Here is a 15,375-nt window from a genome sequence, read left to right as displayed (position 1 = left end):
GGAAAAATCGAAATACAGACGCTGTTCATGGTACCCCAAAGAAGGGGAAAGATACCCAAAGGGAATGTGCGAGGTGCCAATGACCTACTTGGGCGCGTTACCGCTACGGTCACGTTCGCTTTGCTCCACACGCCACTCTTCCCAACCGCGGCCGGCAGGCTGCCAAAAGGCACCATGTTCCAGGCCGTCGGGCAAGTAGCGCTGATCGACCCAGCCTTCGGGATAATCGTGCGGATACTTGTAAACGCCGTACTCATCGCTACCAGGGCGATGGCGATCGCGTAGGTAACTGGGCACCTCGCGAAGACCACTGCTGTGGATATCGGCTAGCGCCGCATCGATCGAGGCCTCGCACGCATTGGACTTAGGCGCCAAGCACACATAGAGCGCAGCTTGTGCCAGGTTAATGCGACATTCAGGATAGCCAATAACTTCAGCAGATTTAAAGGCAGCATGCGCCACCAAAAGTGCCTGCGGATCGGCATTACCAACGTCCTCAGAAGCCTGAATCATAATGCGGCGGGCGATAAACTTAGGATCCTCACCCGCATCGATCATGCGCGCGAGCCAATAAATGGTGGCATCGGGGTCGCTGCCGCGCATGGACTTGATGAACGCACTGATAATGTCATAGTGCATGTCGCCGTTTTTGTCATACGAAAAACCGCGACGCGGATTGGCAATCTTCACGTCATCCACGGTAATGGGATAGCGCTCCCCCGCCGCAGGCGCTGGCGTTCCCTCGGTATCGGGACGCGTGACGGCAATCTCGCTCGCAAGCTCGAGCGTCGTGAGCGCCGAGCGAGCGTCGCCGGCGGCCAGCGTGCAGATGGTCTTAACCGTATCCTCATCGGCCGAGAACTTGCCGTTCAGACCCTGCGGCGCCTCGAGCGCACGCTCGATAAGCGTGGCGATATCCTCGTCTTTGAGGTGCTCAAGCTCCACCACGCGACCACGCGAGAGCAATGCCGAGTTGACCTCAAAGTACGGATTCTCCGTCGTGGCGCCGATCATAATGACGGTACGATTCTCGACTGCATGCAACAGGGCATCCTGCTGCGACTTGGAAAAGCGATGAATCTCGTCGATAAACAGGATGGTGCGACGGTCGTAGGTATTCAGGCGCGTCTTTGCCTCGTCAATCACGCGGCGCAGATCCTTCACAGTACCCGTGACGGCGCTGACCTCGACAAACTCGCTCTTGGTATGGTTGGCGATAATGTGGGCCAGCGTCGTCTTGCCCGTACCGGCCGGCCCGTACAGAATCACACTCGATAGCACGTCGTGCTCAATCGCGGCACGCAGCCATGAGCCCTTACCGACGGCCTTTTGCTGGCCCACGTAATCATCGAGCGAATTGGGGCGCATGCGCACCGCGAGCGGCGCATTTCTAAAGGAACGCTCGCGCGTCGAGGCAGAAAAAAGGTCGTCCATAGCCATCCCGTGCATCAATCAAAATCGTTGTTGACCAACAGTATACCGAAAGGATACGAACTACCGTTCGTTAATATAGGTGCGGTGCGGAAACTTTAAACCCGGGAACAGCTTGCTCGTGAGCTCGCAGAAATAACCGTCCGTCATGCTCGCGATGTAATCCACCACGGCTTGATCCTTGTCGTCCTGCCAGGCATACACGCGATCGTAGTAAGAAAGCTGCTGCTCAATGCGAGAAATGTGATGCTTAAAGATGTACGAAGACTCGTCGCCTTCGTTTATGTCCCGCAGGCAACGGCCGTAGAGCTTTTCGAAGGCCTCTCGCAGCTCCGCTTCGGAGTCGCCTTCGATACCGCCCTTGCTATAGATTTTCTCGTAGTTCTCGCGCTTGGCTCGGCGTATTTCCTCAAACAGGTCCTCGCTCATCTCGATGCGCGGCTTGCCATAGCTGTGCTCGACGATATCGATGGAAGCGTGCGTGAGGATCCAACTGTTGTAGGCACCGCCCCGGCCATCATCAAAAGCGTCTGGCGAAAGCAAGCCCGCCGCGATCGCATCCTGACGGTCACGACCGACGTAGGCGAGGATGTCCGAAATGCGAACGACGCAGCCCTCGAGCGTCATGGGACGCAGGTGCTCAATAGCGCCATAGCCCGTGGCGATACAGTCCTCAACTGTCCGATCGAACTGGTCAAAGGAGCCCATATCCGACAATTCAAACACGCGCTGCTCGTACTCGCCGTTATGGCATAGCACGCCGTCGAGCGTCTGGAGCGATACGTTGCGGCCATACAGGGCATCGAGCACGCGCACCGACTGCACGTTATGGAAAAAGAAGCGGCCGGTGCGCTCGTGGTAAATATCGTTGAGGAATCGCTCACCGGCATGGCCAAAGGGCGTGTGCCCCAAGTCGTGGCCCAGGCCAATCGCCTCGATCAGATCACAGTTGAGCCCCAAGGCGCGGCCGATATCGCGTGCGATGCGCGAAACAAGCTGCACGTGCAAACCGCGACGTGACAGATCGTCATTGCTACGGAAACTAAAGACCTGCGTTTTGCCTGCATAACGGGTGTACGCCGGAAGATGAAGTATCTTTTCGATATCGCGCATAAACGCTGGACGCATAAGCGTACCTTTGTCGGCGACACGATCAACACGACGAATGACCTGGTCGTCGTTGCAACGACACGGGTTGACATAGCCCGAAGCACGATCGGCGGCAATGCGCTCGACAAGTTCGGACGACAACGCCGAGGGAATACGGTCCATGCGCGCCTTTATGACGGCCGTTTCTTGATTAGTTGCCATGGCATGCTCCTTAAGAAGGATGCGCAATCGGTTACAATGTGCAGCCCACGACCTCGATTATGGCAAAAATCGGCACCAAAAACGGGAGCAATGGCAGGGAGCGCGATTTTGTGATGAGGCAGGAGAGGGCAAGGGCCAGGAGCGCGGCGGCAAATGCCACGATGCCACCCATAGGGTCGAGCGTGCAAAGCGCGAAGAGCGCCTTGGCATCTCCCATGCCGATGCCCGGGGTTTGGCGAAGACGACGCCAGAGGGACTCAGTCAGCACGAGAGCAAGATACATGATGACGGCTAGACCCGCGTGGTCAAGCGCTGTGCTCAAACCGAGATCGAGCCAAACGCCCGCAAACGCCGCCACCGCGCACACGCCGGCAAGCTCATTCGGGTACCGCCGCTCGCGGGCATCAACCACCGCACCGGCAAAGGCGCAGATCCAAAATGGGATATAGAACATCATGCACCTCCATGAACAGCTGCTCAAAAGCAAAAACCACCACAAAGGTGCCTGTCCCCTTTGTGGTGGTTTTGGTGGTGGTTATTTAGCGCCCTGCATGACCTCGTCGAGGGTAACGCTGACGGCGTGCTGCGTCGGGACCCAGTCGACCTTTAGGAACAGTGCGGCCACCGTGATGGGAATATAGCTGAACATAAAGATCGGGAAGGTAAACAGGTTGGTCACCAGGCGCCACTTTTGAGCGCAGTGAATGTGCTTGTACTCAAAGATGGTCGTGAGCAGCGCCAGGATAAAGAAGGTCTGATACATCATCGCGAAGGTCATAATGAGCGAGGCGGCACAAGCCTGCATCTCGACTTCGGTAGCCAAGAAGCCGTGTGAGAGTCCACCCACGATAAGGAACGTCGCGTTGGCTAACATGGAAATCAGGGACAGAAGCATGCCCGGAGCGATGGTCATAAACATGTCATATGCGGCAAAGCGATGATAGCGGAAGGTCGACTTGACCAGGTGCTTACCATACGTAAAGAACACCTGGTAAAAGCCCTTGGTCCAACGCATACGCTGCTTCCAGGATGCCTTGAACGTCACGGGCTGCTCGTCAAAGAACTCCGCCGGCGCATAGCCAATGCGGATGCCGTGAATGGCGCAGAACGTGGTGAACTGGATGTCCTCGGTCAGCGTATGGAACTGCCAACCGTGCATGCCCTCGATCACGCTCGCCGAGATAAGGTAGCCCGAACCCGAAACGGCACAGGAAGTCTTGCAGATATTACGTGCGTTATTGAGGAAACGCGCCTCGCGCAGATACCAAGTGGCATTCGCTGCCGAGATCCACGAGCTACCAAAGTTTTTGGAGTTGCGGTAGCTTGTGACCACATGGAAGCCCTGGTCAAAGGCGTCATTCATCTTGGAGACGTAATCGCGGGAGATAACGTTGTCGGCGTCGAAAATAAAGTAGCCCTCAAAGGTATCGGGATACTCGTTAAGAATGCGGTCAAAACCAAAGTCCATGACCCAGCTCTTACCCTTACGGGCCAGGTCGTTACGCTCATAGACGATGGCGCCAGCCTCGCGAGCGAGCTGCGCCGTGTTATCGGTGCAGGCATCGGCGACCACAAAGACCTCGATAAGCTCGGACGGATAGTCCTGGTCTTTGATGGAGCGCACGAGATTGGCAATTACCGCCTCCTCGTTATGCGCCGCAATGAAGAAGGCATAGCGATGGAGCTTTTTGGCCTTGGGAGGTGCAACCTCACCGCGCAGGGCGCCAATGACAAAGAAGACGACCTGGTACAGAAAGCAGACCGTGAGCAGCGTAACCACAATCTGGTTAAAGATCACGATGGGCGTGTTGGTTTGTAAAAAGGCGAGCATGCAGGCTCCCAGGAACGCGTTACGTAAACAACCGTATATCATACCGCAGGCTAGGGGCGTTCAAGAAACCACCTAATACCGACTAGGCTTCGAGAAGACCGAGCTGAGGAACGATCTCGTCGCCGGCAGTGGTGCGACCAAGCGAGCGCGGGGCCAGGTCGTCAAGAACCGCAGCTAGATCCCACGGCAGCTCGTCGCGGCACTCAATGCGCTCCCCCGTCACGGGATGGTCGAATGCGACGCGCCAGGAATGAAGGAATTGCCTGGTCAAACCCTGATCGGCGTGTGCATCGCACTTGCCGTAGAGCGGATCGCCCACGCAGGCGTGGTTGATATGGCGCATATGCACGCGTATCTGATGCGTGCGGCCCGTAAACAGGTGGCACTCGACGAGCGTATAGCCGTCGTCAAAACGCGTGGAATCGAAGCGCTCGAGGACCTTAAAGGTCGTAATGGCCTGACGCGCGAAAGGATCGTCCGAAACCGCCATCTTGACACGGTCACGCGTAGAACGGGCAATGCCGGTGTTAATGGTGCCCTCATCCATAGCGATATGTCCGTGAACGAGCGTAATATAGCGGCGGTCGAGCGTGCGCGTACGGATAAGATTTTGGAGCGCGCGCTGGGTGTCGTCGTCCTTCGCCGCAAGCATAAGGCCCGAAGTGTCGCGATCCAGGCGATGCACGATGCCGGGGCGATCCTCGCCCTGCACGGTGCCCAGATGGTCGATGCCGCAGTGATAGACCAGGGCATTCGCGAGCGTACCGCTCTCATGACCATGCGCAGGATGGCACACCAGGCCGCGCTGCTTGGAGAGCACAATGAGATAGTCGTCCTCGTAGCGAATATCGATGGGAATGGCCTCGGGAATCACGTCGGCCGGGTCGTGCGGCTCGAGCAAATCGACCGAAATGCGGTCGCCGGCTCGCACGGCGTACTTTTTGGAGAGACAGGTCTCGCCGTTGACGGCAACGGCACCGCCCTCGATCAGATGCGCGCAGGCAGAGCGCGTAGGGCAGCCGTCATTGGCACCCAGATAGGCATCAAGACGCTGACCAGCGGAATCGTCAGCAACAAGAATATGAATGTCGGCCATTATCGCTCATTCCTATCGCGAATCTTGCGGGCACGCTCCCCACGCTGCTTGGCTTTGCGCTTGGCGCGGGCCTCATCACGGGCGTTGAGCTCGGCGGTCGCATCGACCTCGCGAGCGGCGGGGCTCAAGAACATGTAGCCGATGAGCGCCAGCACGACACCGACCGTAATGCCGATATCGGCAACGTTAAAGACGGGGAAATCGATGAAGGTGGTGGCAATAAAATCGGTCACGAACCCAAAGGCGAGACGGTCGATCACGTTGCCGACGGCACCGCCCGCGACCATAGCCATACCAACGACCTCCAGGCGAGCAAGCTGAGGCGCACGAACCAAGTACACGGCAATGGCGGCAATGACCGCAAGCGCCAGCATAGCGAACGCAACGCCATGGCCCTCGCCCATGCTAAACGCAGCTCCGATATTGCGAACAAACACAAAATCGATCACGCCAGGGATAACGGTCATATGCAGGGCATCGCCCACGGCACGAACCGCAAGCTTGGTCAGCTGGTCAACAAGTAGCACAACCAGCGCCACCCCACCAGCAATACCCAGCCGCCAACGCAAAGACGGCGCCATATCCGCAGTACGACCCAAATCAATCCCCTACCCTCAAAAGCTCAAGTTACGTTCTGTGCAAGTAACCATCTTATATTGCCATACGCAAACCGCACGACATATCCACCAATGTGACAAAGGGACAGTCCCTTTGTCACATCATTAAAACACCGCAGGTAGAACAAAAATCAGCGAGCGGGCTGCATTTGAGACAAGGTGCCGCGAAATGAAAGGGCGCTGACCTTTCGGTCGCGCCCTTGAAATTGAACGGCAGATTGTCCAAATGCGGCCCGCGCAGCGTCGGCCGGTTACGGCGTTTGGTAAAACGCCGTAACCTACAGGGCCTCTGCACAACGCTTGCAGATGTGCGCGTGGCCGTTGTACTCGCCGACCGTGGTGCGGTAGTTCCAGCAACGGTCGCAGCACTCGCCTTCGGCAGCCTCGATGGCAACGGAAAGCTCCTCGCCCTGGGTCAGCTCAACATCGGAGACGATGTAGAACTCGGCCAAGTCGACAGCCTTATCACCGGTCAGCAGCGCATACATCTCGGCGGGAACGACCGCCTTGACGCGGACCTGCTGGCTCTTGGTGAAGGTGCCGGCGGAGCGGGCATCCTCAAGGGCCTTGGTCACGGCGCCACGGAGCTCGAGCGAAGCCTCAAGCACGCCCTCAAACTCGTTGGCCTCGTCGACCGTGATGGGCGACTTGTACCAATCGAGCAGCGCAGCGTACTTCTGGTGATCGACGCAGCCAGCAGGCGCATAGGCCATGGCCTCGTCGACGGTGTAGGACAGGATCGGCTGCAGGTCGCGCATGAGCATCGAGAAGAGCTCGGCCAGCACGGTCTGGGCGCTGCGACGCTCGAGCGAGCCGGGCTTGTCGCAGTACAGACGGTCCTTCAGGGCGTCAAGGTACACGTTGGAAAGCTCGGTAACCACAAAGTCGTAGAGCGCACGGTAGGCGCGCGGGAACTCGTAGCTAGCGTAGGCGTCGTCGACCTCGGCCTGGACCTGGGTCAGACGGGCGACCATGAGCTTGTCGAGCGGCAGCAGGTCGGCAAAGGCGACGCCGTCGGTCTCGGGCTCAAACTGGCCCTCGAGCTCGGAGAGCAAGAAGCGCAGCGTGTTACGGAAACGACGGTAGGCATCGGACGTACGAGCGAGAATCTCGTGGTCGATGGAGACGTCGGAGCTGGTGTCGACGGAGGCAACCCACAGACGGATGATGTCGGCGCCCATCTCGTCGCAGACCTTGTTGGGGTCGATGACGTTGCCGAGCGACTTGGACATCTTGCGGCCCTGGCCGTCGAGGGTAAAGCCCTGCGAGACGACCGCCTTGTACGGAGCATGGCCGTTGGCACCCACCGAGGTGAGCAGCGAGCTCTGGAACCAACCGCGGTGTTGGTCGGAACCCTCGAGGTAGACGTCCGCCGGGTACTCCAGCTCGGGACGATACTCGCAGACGGCCTTCCAAGACACGCCGGAGTCCCACCATACGTCGAGGATGTCCTTATCGGCCTTGAGGTGATGGCCGCCGCACTTGGGGCAGACGCAGGCCTCGCCCAGATAGCTCTCGGGAGCGTCGGTGAACCAAGCATCGGAGCCCTTCTCGTGGAAGAGCTTGATGACGGCGTCGAGCGTGGCGTCGTTCATGACCTTCTCGCCGCAGTCGGCGCACGTGTAGCTGGGGATCGGCACGCCCCAGTTGCGCTGACGGCTGATGCACCAGTCGGGGCGTTGCTCGACCATGGCGCCAATGCGGTTGGCGGCGTGGGCCGGATACCACTTGACGTTCTCGCGGACCTCCTTGCCAGCCTGCTCGCGCAGACCGGTCTTGTCCATCGAGACAAACCACTGGTCGGTAGCACGGAAAAGCACCGGATGCTTGCAGCGCCAGCAGTGCGGATAGCTGTGCGTGATCTTCTTCTCGAGGACCAGGGTGCCGCGCTCGCGCAGGAACTCGACGATGTGCGGGTTAGCCTCGTCGGTGTCCATACCGCTGAAGGGACCACCGGTGCCAAACTCCTCGCCGGTGTAGAACTTACCGTCGTCGTCGACCGGCATGCAGATGTCGGTGATGCCCTCCTTGAGGCAGGCAAAGTAGTCGTCGACACCGTGGCCGGGCGAGTTGTGGACAATACCGGTACCGTCATCGACACCGACGTAATCGGCCAGCAGCGCCACGCCCTCAACACCGTCAAAGATCGGCTGCTTGTAGTGGATGTGGTGGAAGGTCTCGGCGGGAACCACATAGGGCTTGCCGTCGACCGTGACCGGGGTGTACTCCCAGCCAAACTCCTCGCAGCACTTGGGAGCCAGGTCCTCGAGCATGACCTCGGCGCGGCCGTCGTGCTCAACGGCGACGTAGGCGGCACCGGGCTTTAGGGAAACTGCCTGATCGGAGGGGATGGTCCACGGCGTGGTCGTCCAGATGATAAAGTCAACCGGGCCATCGAAGCTCTCGAGGCCAGCGGGCTTGGAAGTCATCTCAAAGCGCACGAAGATGGAGGGGCTCGTCTCGTCGGAGTACTCGATCTCGGCCTCGGCCAGCGCGGTATGGCAATGCTTGCACCAGTGAACCGGCTTGTGGCCGCGATAGATCATGCCTTTGTCGAACATGGCCTTGAAGACCTCGATGTCGGCGGCATCGTGCTGGTGATAAAGCGTCAGATACGGGTTGTCCCAGTCACCAAGCACGCCCAGGCGACGGAAGCCGGCCTTCTGCAACTCGATGTTCTCGACAGCGAACTTGTTGCAAAGCTCGCGAATCTTAGCCGTGGAGGTCTGGTTGAACTTCTCGGTGCCGAGCTTCTCCTCGACCTTGTGCTCAATCGGCTGACCGTGGCAGTCCCAACCGGGGACATAGGGAACTTCGCAGCCCTGCATCATCCAGTAACGGTTGATCATGTCCTTAGAGATCTTGTTCATGGCATGGCCGATGTGGATCGGGCCGTTGGCGTACGGAGGGCCGTCGTGCAGCACGAATTTCTTGTGACCCTCGTTCTTTTTCAAAACCTGCTCGTAGACCTTGTTGTCCTGCCAGTCCTTGAGTCGCTTGGGCTCGGACTTGGAAAGACCGGCACGCATGGGAAATCCGGTTTTGGGCAGATTCATCGTCTGCTTGTACTCGTTTGCCACGGTACCCCTTTCATGTCGTGGGCGCACACGCCCTCTGGGCACCAAAAATAGCGCCCGTCCCTACAAGCTGGGACGAAGCGCCACAAAACGGGCAGACTGCCCGTAAAAGCTCTTCGCTTAACCACCCAGCTTAGATGCCCTCGCCCGCGTCGCCACGCGCTCGCATCCGTTACTCGGCTGGCCTGTATCGACGACCACCTCGGCGATGTCTACTAAGACGTGCCTGTGCGGCGCGTCCGTTGGGACCGCAGCTCCGGGGTGATTTTCATCGGTCGCATGCACGGGTTCTCAGCACTCCCCGCTCTCTGTAGCATGCGGATGGCTGACTACTCGTCCCCATCAACGCTCATGTGGAGTATGCTAGCACGTTCCGCGCCGGCGAAAAACCCTCAGCACTGGTTTTATACGTTCGAAAAATCTCGCGGCTGTGGACTTTCTCTTGGAGCAAAATACCGGGCGGCCAACGCCTACGGTCACACGCTCCTCGCCTAACCTACCAAAACCACCACAAGGGGGACAGGCACCTTTGTGGTGGTTTTTTATTGCTCCAGCAAGCTGGGATCAAATTCACTCGCTGGGATAACACGGTACCCATTGCGCAAGAGCAGGTCGACGAAAACGCCGTTACCCGCAGTGAGTGCGCCGCTGAATGTACCATCGTAGATGCGGCCCGCGCCGCACGAGGGGCTACGGTCCTGAAGGACGCAAGTAGCGATCTCGGACGGGCCGCCAAAGTGCTCGCACATATCGAGCGCGCGTTGAGCACCCAGGCGAAACTCGCGATCGACCGAGGTGCCCTCGCAGGTGCGGACCTCACCGTCCACAATCTCGGACGGCTTGCGCGGCGTAGGCAGACCGCCAAAAACCTCGGGGCACACCAGCAGGACCTCGGTCCCCGTACGCTCGCAAGCCTCGACCAGCTTGCGATGGTAATTGTCAAGCCCGTTATATTTACAGTTCTCGCCCATCAAGCAGGCGCTCACCACGATCTTCATTTCCATCCCTCTCAAGCAAAACGCCCCATTTGAGAAAGCTGCTCAAATGGGGCGTCGGCGATAACTGGCTCGGCCGCGGCTTTACTGCTGCTTTGGCATCAGCGGATTCTCACGCGTGAGGAGGTTCATGAACTCCTCACCCGTAATCGTCTCCTTCTTGTACAGATAACGAGCCAGCTCGTGAAGCTTAAACTTGTTCTCCTTGAGGATCTGCAGGGCGCGATCATGTGCATCCTCGATCAGCTTGGCGACAATCGCGTCCACGCGCTCAGCCGTACCGGGGGCGCAAGTGAGCGACGTGTCCTGGTTGAGGTACGCGTTCTGAACGGTACCGAGCGCCATCATGCCAAACTCATCGGACATACCAAAACGCGTCACCATGTTGCGGGCGAGCTTGGTGGCCTGCTCGATATCGTTGGCCGCGCCGGTCGTCATCTCACCAAAGATGAGCTCCTCGGCAGCACGTCCGCCGCAGTAGACAGCGAGCTTGTCGAGCACCTCCTGGCGCGTGGTCAGAAAACGCTCGTCCTCCTCGACCTGCATGGTATAGCCAAGAGCACCGCTCGTGCGCGGCACGATGGTGATCTTGGTGACCGGGGCAGAGCCCTTTTGGCGGGCAGCGACAATGGCATGGCCAATCTCGTGGTAGGAAACAACCTGCTTCTCGTGGTCGGAAAGCACCGTGGACTTACGCTGCTGGCCGGCGATAACAACCTCCACCGACTCCTCGAAGTCGTCCTGGGTTGCACGCTTTCGACCCTCGCGAACGGCGCGCAGGGCGCCCTCGTTGATGATATTGGCCAGGTCGGCGCCCGAGGCACCGGGCGTAGCGCGGGCAATCGCGGTCAGATCAATCGGTGGCTGGGTCTTCACACTCTTGGCGTGGAGCTCGAGGATGTTCTTGCGGCCGGTCAGGTCGGGCAGCTCGACGGGAATGCGGCGGTCAAAACGGCCGGGGCGCAGCAGGGCCGGATCGAGGCTGTCGGGGCGGTTGGTGGCAGCAAGGACGACAATACCCTTGTGGTTATCGAAGCCGTCCATCTCGGTCAGCAGCTGGTTGAGCGTCTGCTCGCGCTCGTCGTTGCCGCTAAAGCCGCCGCCATCGCGCTTCTTACCGATGGTATCGATCTCATCGATAAAGACGATACACGGGGCCTTTTCCTTGGCCTGCTTAAACAGGTCACGCACCTTAGCAGCGCCGCGACCAACAAACATCTCAACGAACTCAGAGCCCGAAATGCTAAAGAACGGCACGCCCGCCTCGCCGGCAACAGCCTTGGCAAGCAGGGTCTTACCGGTACCCGGAGGGCCAACAAGAAGAGCGCCGCGCGGCAGCTTGGCGCCGATCTCCTCGTAGCGCTGCGGCTTCTCCAGAAAGTCGACGACCTCCTTGAGGGACTCCTTGGCCTCTTCCTGGCCGGCGACGTCCTTAAAGGTCACGCCCACGTCCTTGGAGGCGATCACGCGCGCGCCGGACTTACCCAGTCCGCCGCCGCCAAAACCGCCGCCGCCAAAGTTCATCGACGGACCGTCATCGCCCATGGCCTTCTTCATGCGGCGGTTGAGCCACCAGCCAATCAGGAAGAAAATCGCCATGGGAAGAATGAGGGTGAGCAGGTAGTAGGTCATCAAACCCGAGTTTTTATCGGGAACGACCGACTCAAGCGAGGCGCCAGATTCAAGCACGCGATCGGTAAAGCCCGCGTCATTCGGCACACCGGTCGTCTTGTAGGCGATGTTCTCGTCCTCGCCCTTCTTGGTGTAATAAATCGAGTAATCGTCCGTGTTGTACTCGACCTTGTCAACGCTCTTCTTATCGAGCGCTTTGACAAACGTCGAGTAATCGGTCTTCGTAATCTGCTGCGTGTGACCGATGTTGGGGAACAGAACGGTCGAGAGCACGAGGTAGACGACGAAGGCGATGAGCACGTAGAGGATCATATTCCGTCTACGTTTGTTGTCATCCATCTCCATCTGCTTGAACTCCATCTACTGGGGTTGATAATGTTTTTAGAATACCCAACCCGGACGGCGATAAACCGACGCCGGGCACGAAAGGACAGAGATGGCATCACTGGAAGTCGGCAAGGTTCAAATCTATACGGGCGACGGCAAGGGCAAGACAACGGCTGCGTTGGGGCTCGCCTTGCGCGCGACGGGCTACGGACTTAACGTGCTTATGCTGCAGTTTGCAAAGAAGCTGCACTGCGCCGAGCATGATGCGGCGCCCCGTTTGGGTCTGCGCATCGTACAAGCCGACCGCGACACGCCCGAAGCCTGTGCCGCACAAATCATGGAGCTGGCGCGCGAGCAGATTAGCCAGGTCGACGTGTTGATCTTGGATGAGCTGGGAGAAGCCATGCGGCGGGGCTTTGTGACGCGCAAAGATGTCGAAGCGCTGATCGCGATGAAGCCCGACACCACGGAGCTCGTACTGACCGGCCGAGGCTTGCTGCCCCTCGCCGACCTTGCCGACCTGGTAACCGAAATGCGCCCTGTCAAACACTACTTCGACGAAGGCCTCCTAGCCCGCCAAGGCATCGAATACTAATTCGGCACTTAGGGACGTTCCCTTTCTGCCGGCTAGGCGGTGGCGCGGCCTAGCCAGTTGCCGCTGTGGTGGTAGATGGTGAACATGGTTGCGGTGATGAGCCAGGTTACGGGATAGACCAGCAGCAGGTGCTCGAGCGACGGATCAAAAGGCATAATCGCAAACACCCAGATTACCCTTAGGACGACGGTACCAAAGATGGTGAGCATCATAGGCTGCAGACTCACGCCGGCGCCGCGGATGGAGCCCGACGCGTTCTCGATAATCGAGAAGATCGCGTAGAACGGTGCAATGAAATGGATGATGGTCGTGGTGTAGCCCGAAATCGAAGCATCATCGACAAACAGGCGCGACAGGGGACCAGAGAACACCAACAGTACACCGGACAGACCGCCGATGAGCAAAAACGACAGCACGAGCGACGTGTGGTAGCCCTTGCGCATGCGCTCGTAATTGCGCGCGCCAAAGTTCTGCGCCGAGAACGTGGTGATGGATACGCCGAGCGCCTCGGTCACCATCCAGATGATGCCGTCGAGACGGCCCGAAAGACCCCACGCCGTCGTAACATCGGCGCCAAACGAGTTGACCGATACCTGAATCAGAACGTTGGAAATCGAATACGCCGCCGATTGAAAACCCAGCGGCAAACCGCACGAAAGCATGCTCTTGCAAATACCGCGATCGATGCCGAGCTTGGATATCGACAAACGCCATGCGCCCGGAGCACGCATCATGCGAATCACAATCATCGTGGCATTAGAGCAAATGGTCAGTGCCACCGCGATACCACAGCCCAAGGCCTCCAAATGCAGCACAGCAACAAAAATGATATCGAGCACCACGTTCACGAGGCAGCCGGAAGCAATAATCACGGCAGGGCCACGCGTATCGCCCACGGCACGCAGCAGCGCGGTACCCATATTGAGCAGCAGCGCCGCAAACATGGCGGCAAAATAGCAGCGAGCATAGGCTACGCCCTCGGCGAGAAGCTCGTGCGGCGTATTCATCAAAACGAGCATGGGCTCGACAAGCACTATGCCAAGAATGGAAACGACGATACCGCCCACGAGCGCAAGCGTCATGGCTGTATGGATCGAACGGCTCAAGCGCTCGTCATCGTGCTGGCCAAAAAACTGCCCCGTGATAACGGCGCAACCGGCGCCAACGCCAACGCAAAAACCAATGCAGAGCTCCGTGAGCACCATCGTGGCTTGAATGCCGCCCAGCGCAAGCTTGCCGCCAAACTGACCGACGATATAGGTGCCGATAAGCGTGTAAGCCTGCTGGAAAAACGAACTAAAAAAGATGGGAACGCACAGCGACAGCAATTGCTGCCAAATGACACCTTGCGTTACATCGATAGCCGTAGATTTCTTAGCCACACGCCCTCCCCACTCGTATACGTCAAACAACAAGTCAGCAATTTAAAACCAAAGCCAAAACCAGCTTAGCACCGACTGGCGGCGACCGAAACGCCCCGAATCAGAGCGCGGTGCAGAATATCTGCCTAGTGATACAAACCCGGCTGGTAGTGGTACTCGTTGCTCACGTGCGGGCACAGCTGCCAAAAGGCGACGGCGCTCGCCGCGGCCACGTTGAGCGAATCGACCCCGTGCGCCATCGGAATGCGCACGGCTCGGTCGCAGCCGGCAATGGTCTTGGCGCCCAAGCCGGCACCCTCAGTACCCATAAAAATCGCCAGACGGTCAATCTCGCGCAGCGCAGGGTCGTCCAGCGAAACGGAGTCATCCGTCAGCGCCATGGCGGCACAGGAAAACCCGGCATTGTGCAGCGCCGCCAGGCCATCATGCGGCCATACGCGCGCCTCGCTGCCAACACGAGTCCACGGCACCTGAAACACCGTGCCCATGCTCACACGAGCCGAGCGACGATACAGCGGATCGCAGCACGTAGGGCTCACCAGAATACCGTCGACATTGAGCGCGGCGGCCGAGCGAAAAATCGCGCCAACATTGGTGTGATCAACAATGCCCTCAAGCACGCACACGCGCACCGGACGCTCCCCTGCCGCCTCAGCGACGCCGCCGAGAAACTCATCGACCGAAATCTGCCGCGGGCGACGAAACGCCGCCAGCGCGCCGCGCGTCACATTAAAGCCCGTCAGCTGCTCCATGAGCTCCATCGAGGCCACGAACACCGGAACAGGACCCGCTCCCTCGCGCACGACCAGACGCTCAAACAGCGGCATCATCTGATCGAGCCAGCGCTCGCCCAAAAGAAAACTCACCGGGTCGTAGCCGGCGCGTACCGCACGCTCGATGACCTTGGCGCTCTCTGCGATAAAGATGCCCTTTTGCGGCTCCAGCACGCAACGTAGCTCACGCTCCGTCAGTCGCACGTAGGCATCGAGCCGCTCGTCCTCGAGCGAATCGATTCGAAGCACCTCAACGGCATCAGTCATAGTAGCCAGCCCGCACCTTTCTTTGCAGCACCTATACAAAT

Annotated in this window: 12 protein-coding genes; 1 reads left to right on the top strand and 11 read right to left on the bottom strand. The window is 58.9% G+C overall.

Annotated elements, in window-relative coordinates:
- Positions 1–84: 84 nt before the first annotated feature.
- The 9 genes from DXC90_RS05265 to ftsH all read right to left on the bottom strand — a co-directional run bounded on the left by DXC90_RS05265 (position 85) and on the right by ftsH (position 12,335).
- A complete protein-coding gene (locus DXC90_RS05265; RefSeq protein ID WP_199406626.1) occupies positions 85–1,434 on the bottom strand; it encodes a replication-associated recombination protein A in 1,350 nt (449 codons plus the stop codon).
- 60 nt (positions 1,435–1,494) lie between these two features.
- Positions 1,495–2,742 (bottom strand): deoxyguanosinetriphosphate triphosphohydrolase family protein, encoded by a 1,248-nt coding sequence (locus tag DXC90_RS05260; protein WP_117735056.1) that lies wholly within the window; start codon positions 2,740–2,742, stop codon positions 1,495–1,497.
- Positions 2,743–2,773: 31 nt separating this feature from the next.
- Entirely contained in the window at positions 2,774–3,199 is a 426-nt protein-coding gene (locus DXC90_RS05255) for a prepilin peptidase (RefSeq protein ID WP_117735055.1), read from the bottom strand.
- Positions 3,200–3,277: 78 nt separating this feature from the next.
- The gene (locus DXC90_RS05250; RefSeq protein ID WP_089571721.1) at positions 3,278–4,573 is read right to left on the bottom strand and encodes a glycosyltransferase family 2 protein; all 1,296 of its coding nucleotides are present in this window, start codon (positions 4,571–4,573) and stop codon (positions 3,278–3,280) included.
- Between the two features lie 82 nt (positions 4,574–4,655).
- Positions 4,656–5,669, bottom strand: a complete 1,014-nt coding sequence (locus DXC90_RS05245) for an RluA family pseudouridine synthase (RefSeq protein WP_199406625.1) — start codon at positions 5,667–5,669, stop codon at positions 4,656–4,658.
- Entirely contained in the window at positions 5,669–6,268 is a 600-nt protein-coding gene (lspA, locus tag DXC90_RS05240) for a signal peptidase II (RefSeq protein WP_233502182.1), read from the bottom strand. The genes DXC90_RS05245 and lspA overlap by 1 nt, the downstream gene beginning before the upstream one ends.
- A gap of 296 nt (positions 6,269–6,564) precedes the next feature.
- Entirely contained in the window at positions 6,565–9,342 is a 2,778-nt protein-coding gene (ileS, locus tag DXC90_RS05235; protein WP_370446333.1) for an isoleucine--tRNA ligase, read from the bottom strand.
- A 563-nt stretch (positions 9,343–9,905) separates the two neighbouring features.
- Positions 9,906–10,361 (bottom strand): DUF523 domain-containing protein, encoded by a 456-nt coding sequence (locus tag DXC90_RS05230; RefSeq protein WP_117735052.1) that lies wholly within the window; start codon positions 10,359–10,361, stop codon positions 9,906–9,908.
- An 81-nt stretch (positions 10,362–10,442) separates the two neighbouring features.
- On the bottom strand, positions 10,443–12,335 hold the full coding sequence (ftsH, locus tag DXC90_RS05225) for an ATP-dependent zinc metalloprotease FtsH (RefSeq protein WP_172544932.1): 1,893 nt from the start codon (positions 12,333–12,335) through the stop codon (positions 10,443–10,445).
- A 91-nt stretch (positions 12,336–12,426) separates the two neighbouring features.
- Here ftsH and DXC90_RS05220 point away from each other — a divergent pair, with 91 nt between their 5' ends.
- A complete protein-coding gene (locus DXC90_RS05220) occupies positions 12,427–12,912 on the top strand; it encodes a cob(I)yrinic acid a,c-diamide adenosyltransferase (RefSeq protein WP_117735051.1) in 486 nt (161 codons plus the stop codon).
- A gap of 32 nt (positions 12,913–12,944) precedes the next feature.
- Here the strand turns inward: DXC90_RS05220 and DXC90_RS05215 are convergent, their stop codons facing one another.
- Together DXC90_RS05215 and DXC90_RS05210 are read right to left on the bottom strand one after the other, a co-directional pair.
- Positions 12,945–14,294 carry an MATE family efflux transporter gene (locus tag DXC90_RS05215; RefSeq protein ID WP_117735050.1) on the bottom strand — a complete coding sequence of 450 codons (1,350 nt, stop codon included), beginning with the start codon at positions 14,292–14,294 and terminating at the stop codon, positions 12,945–12,947.
- Between the two features lie 125 nt (positions 14,295–14,419).
- Positions 14,420–15,334 (bottom strand): RNA methyltransferase, encoded by a 915-nt coding sequence (locus tag DXC90_RS05210; protein WP_117735049.1) that lies wholly within the window; start codon positions 15,332–15,334, stop codon positions 14,420–14,422.
- Positions 15,335–15,375: the final 41 nt, after the last annotated feature.

This window comes from Collinsella sp. TF09-1AT (genome assembly GCF_003436895.1).
In the GTDB taxonomy this organism is placed as follows: Bacteria; Actinomycetota; Coriobacteriia; order Coriobacteriales; family Coriobacteriaceae; genus Collinsella.
Note: the sequence above shows the minus strand (reverse complement) of the source record. Positions and strands in the feature narration are given on the sequence as shown.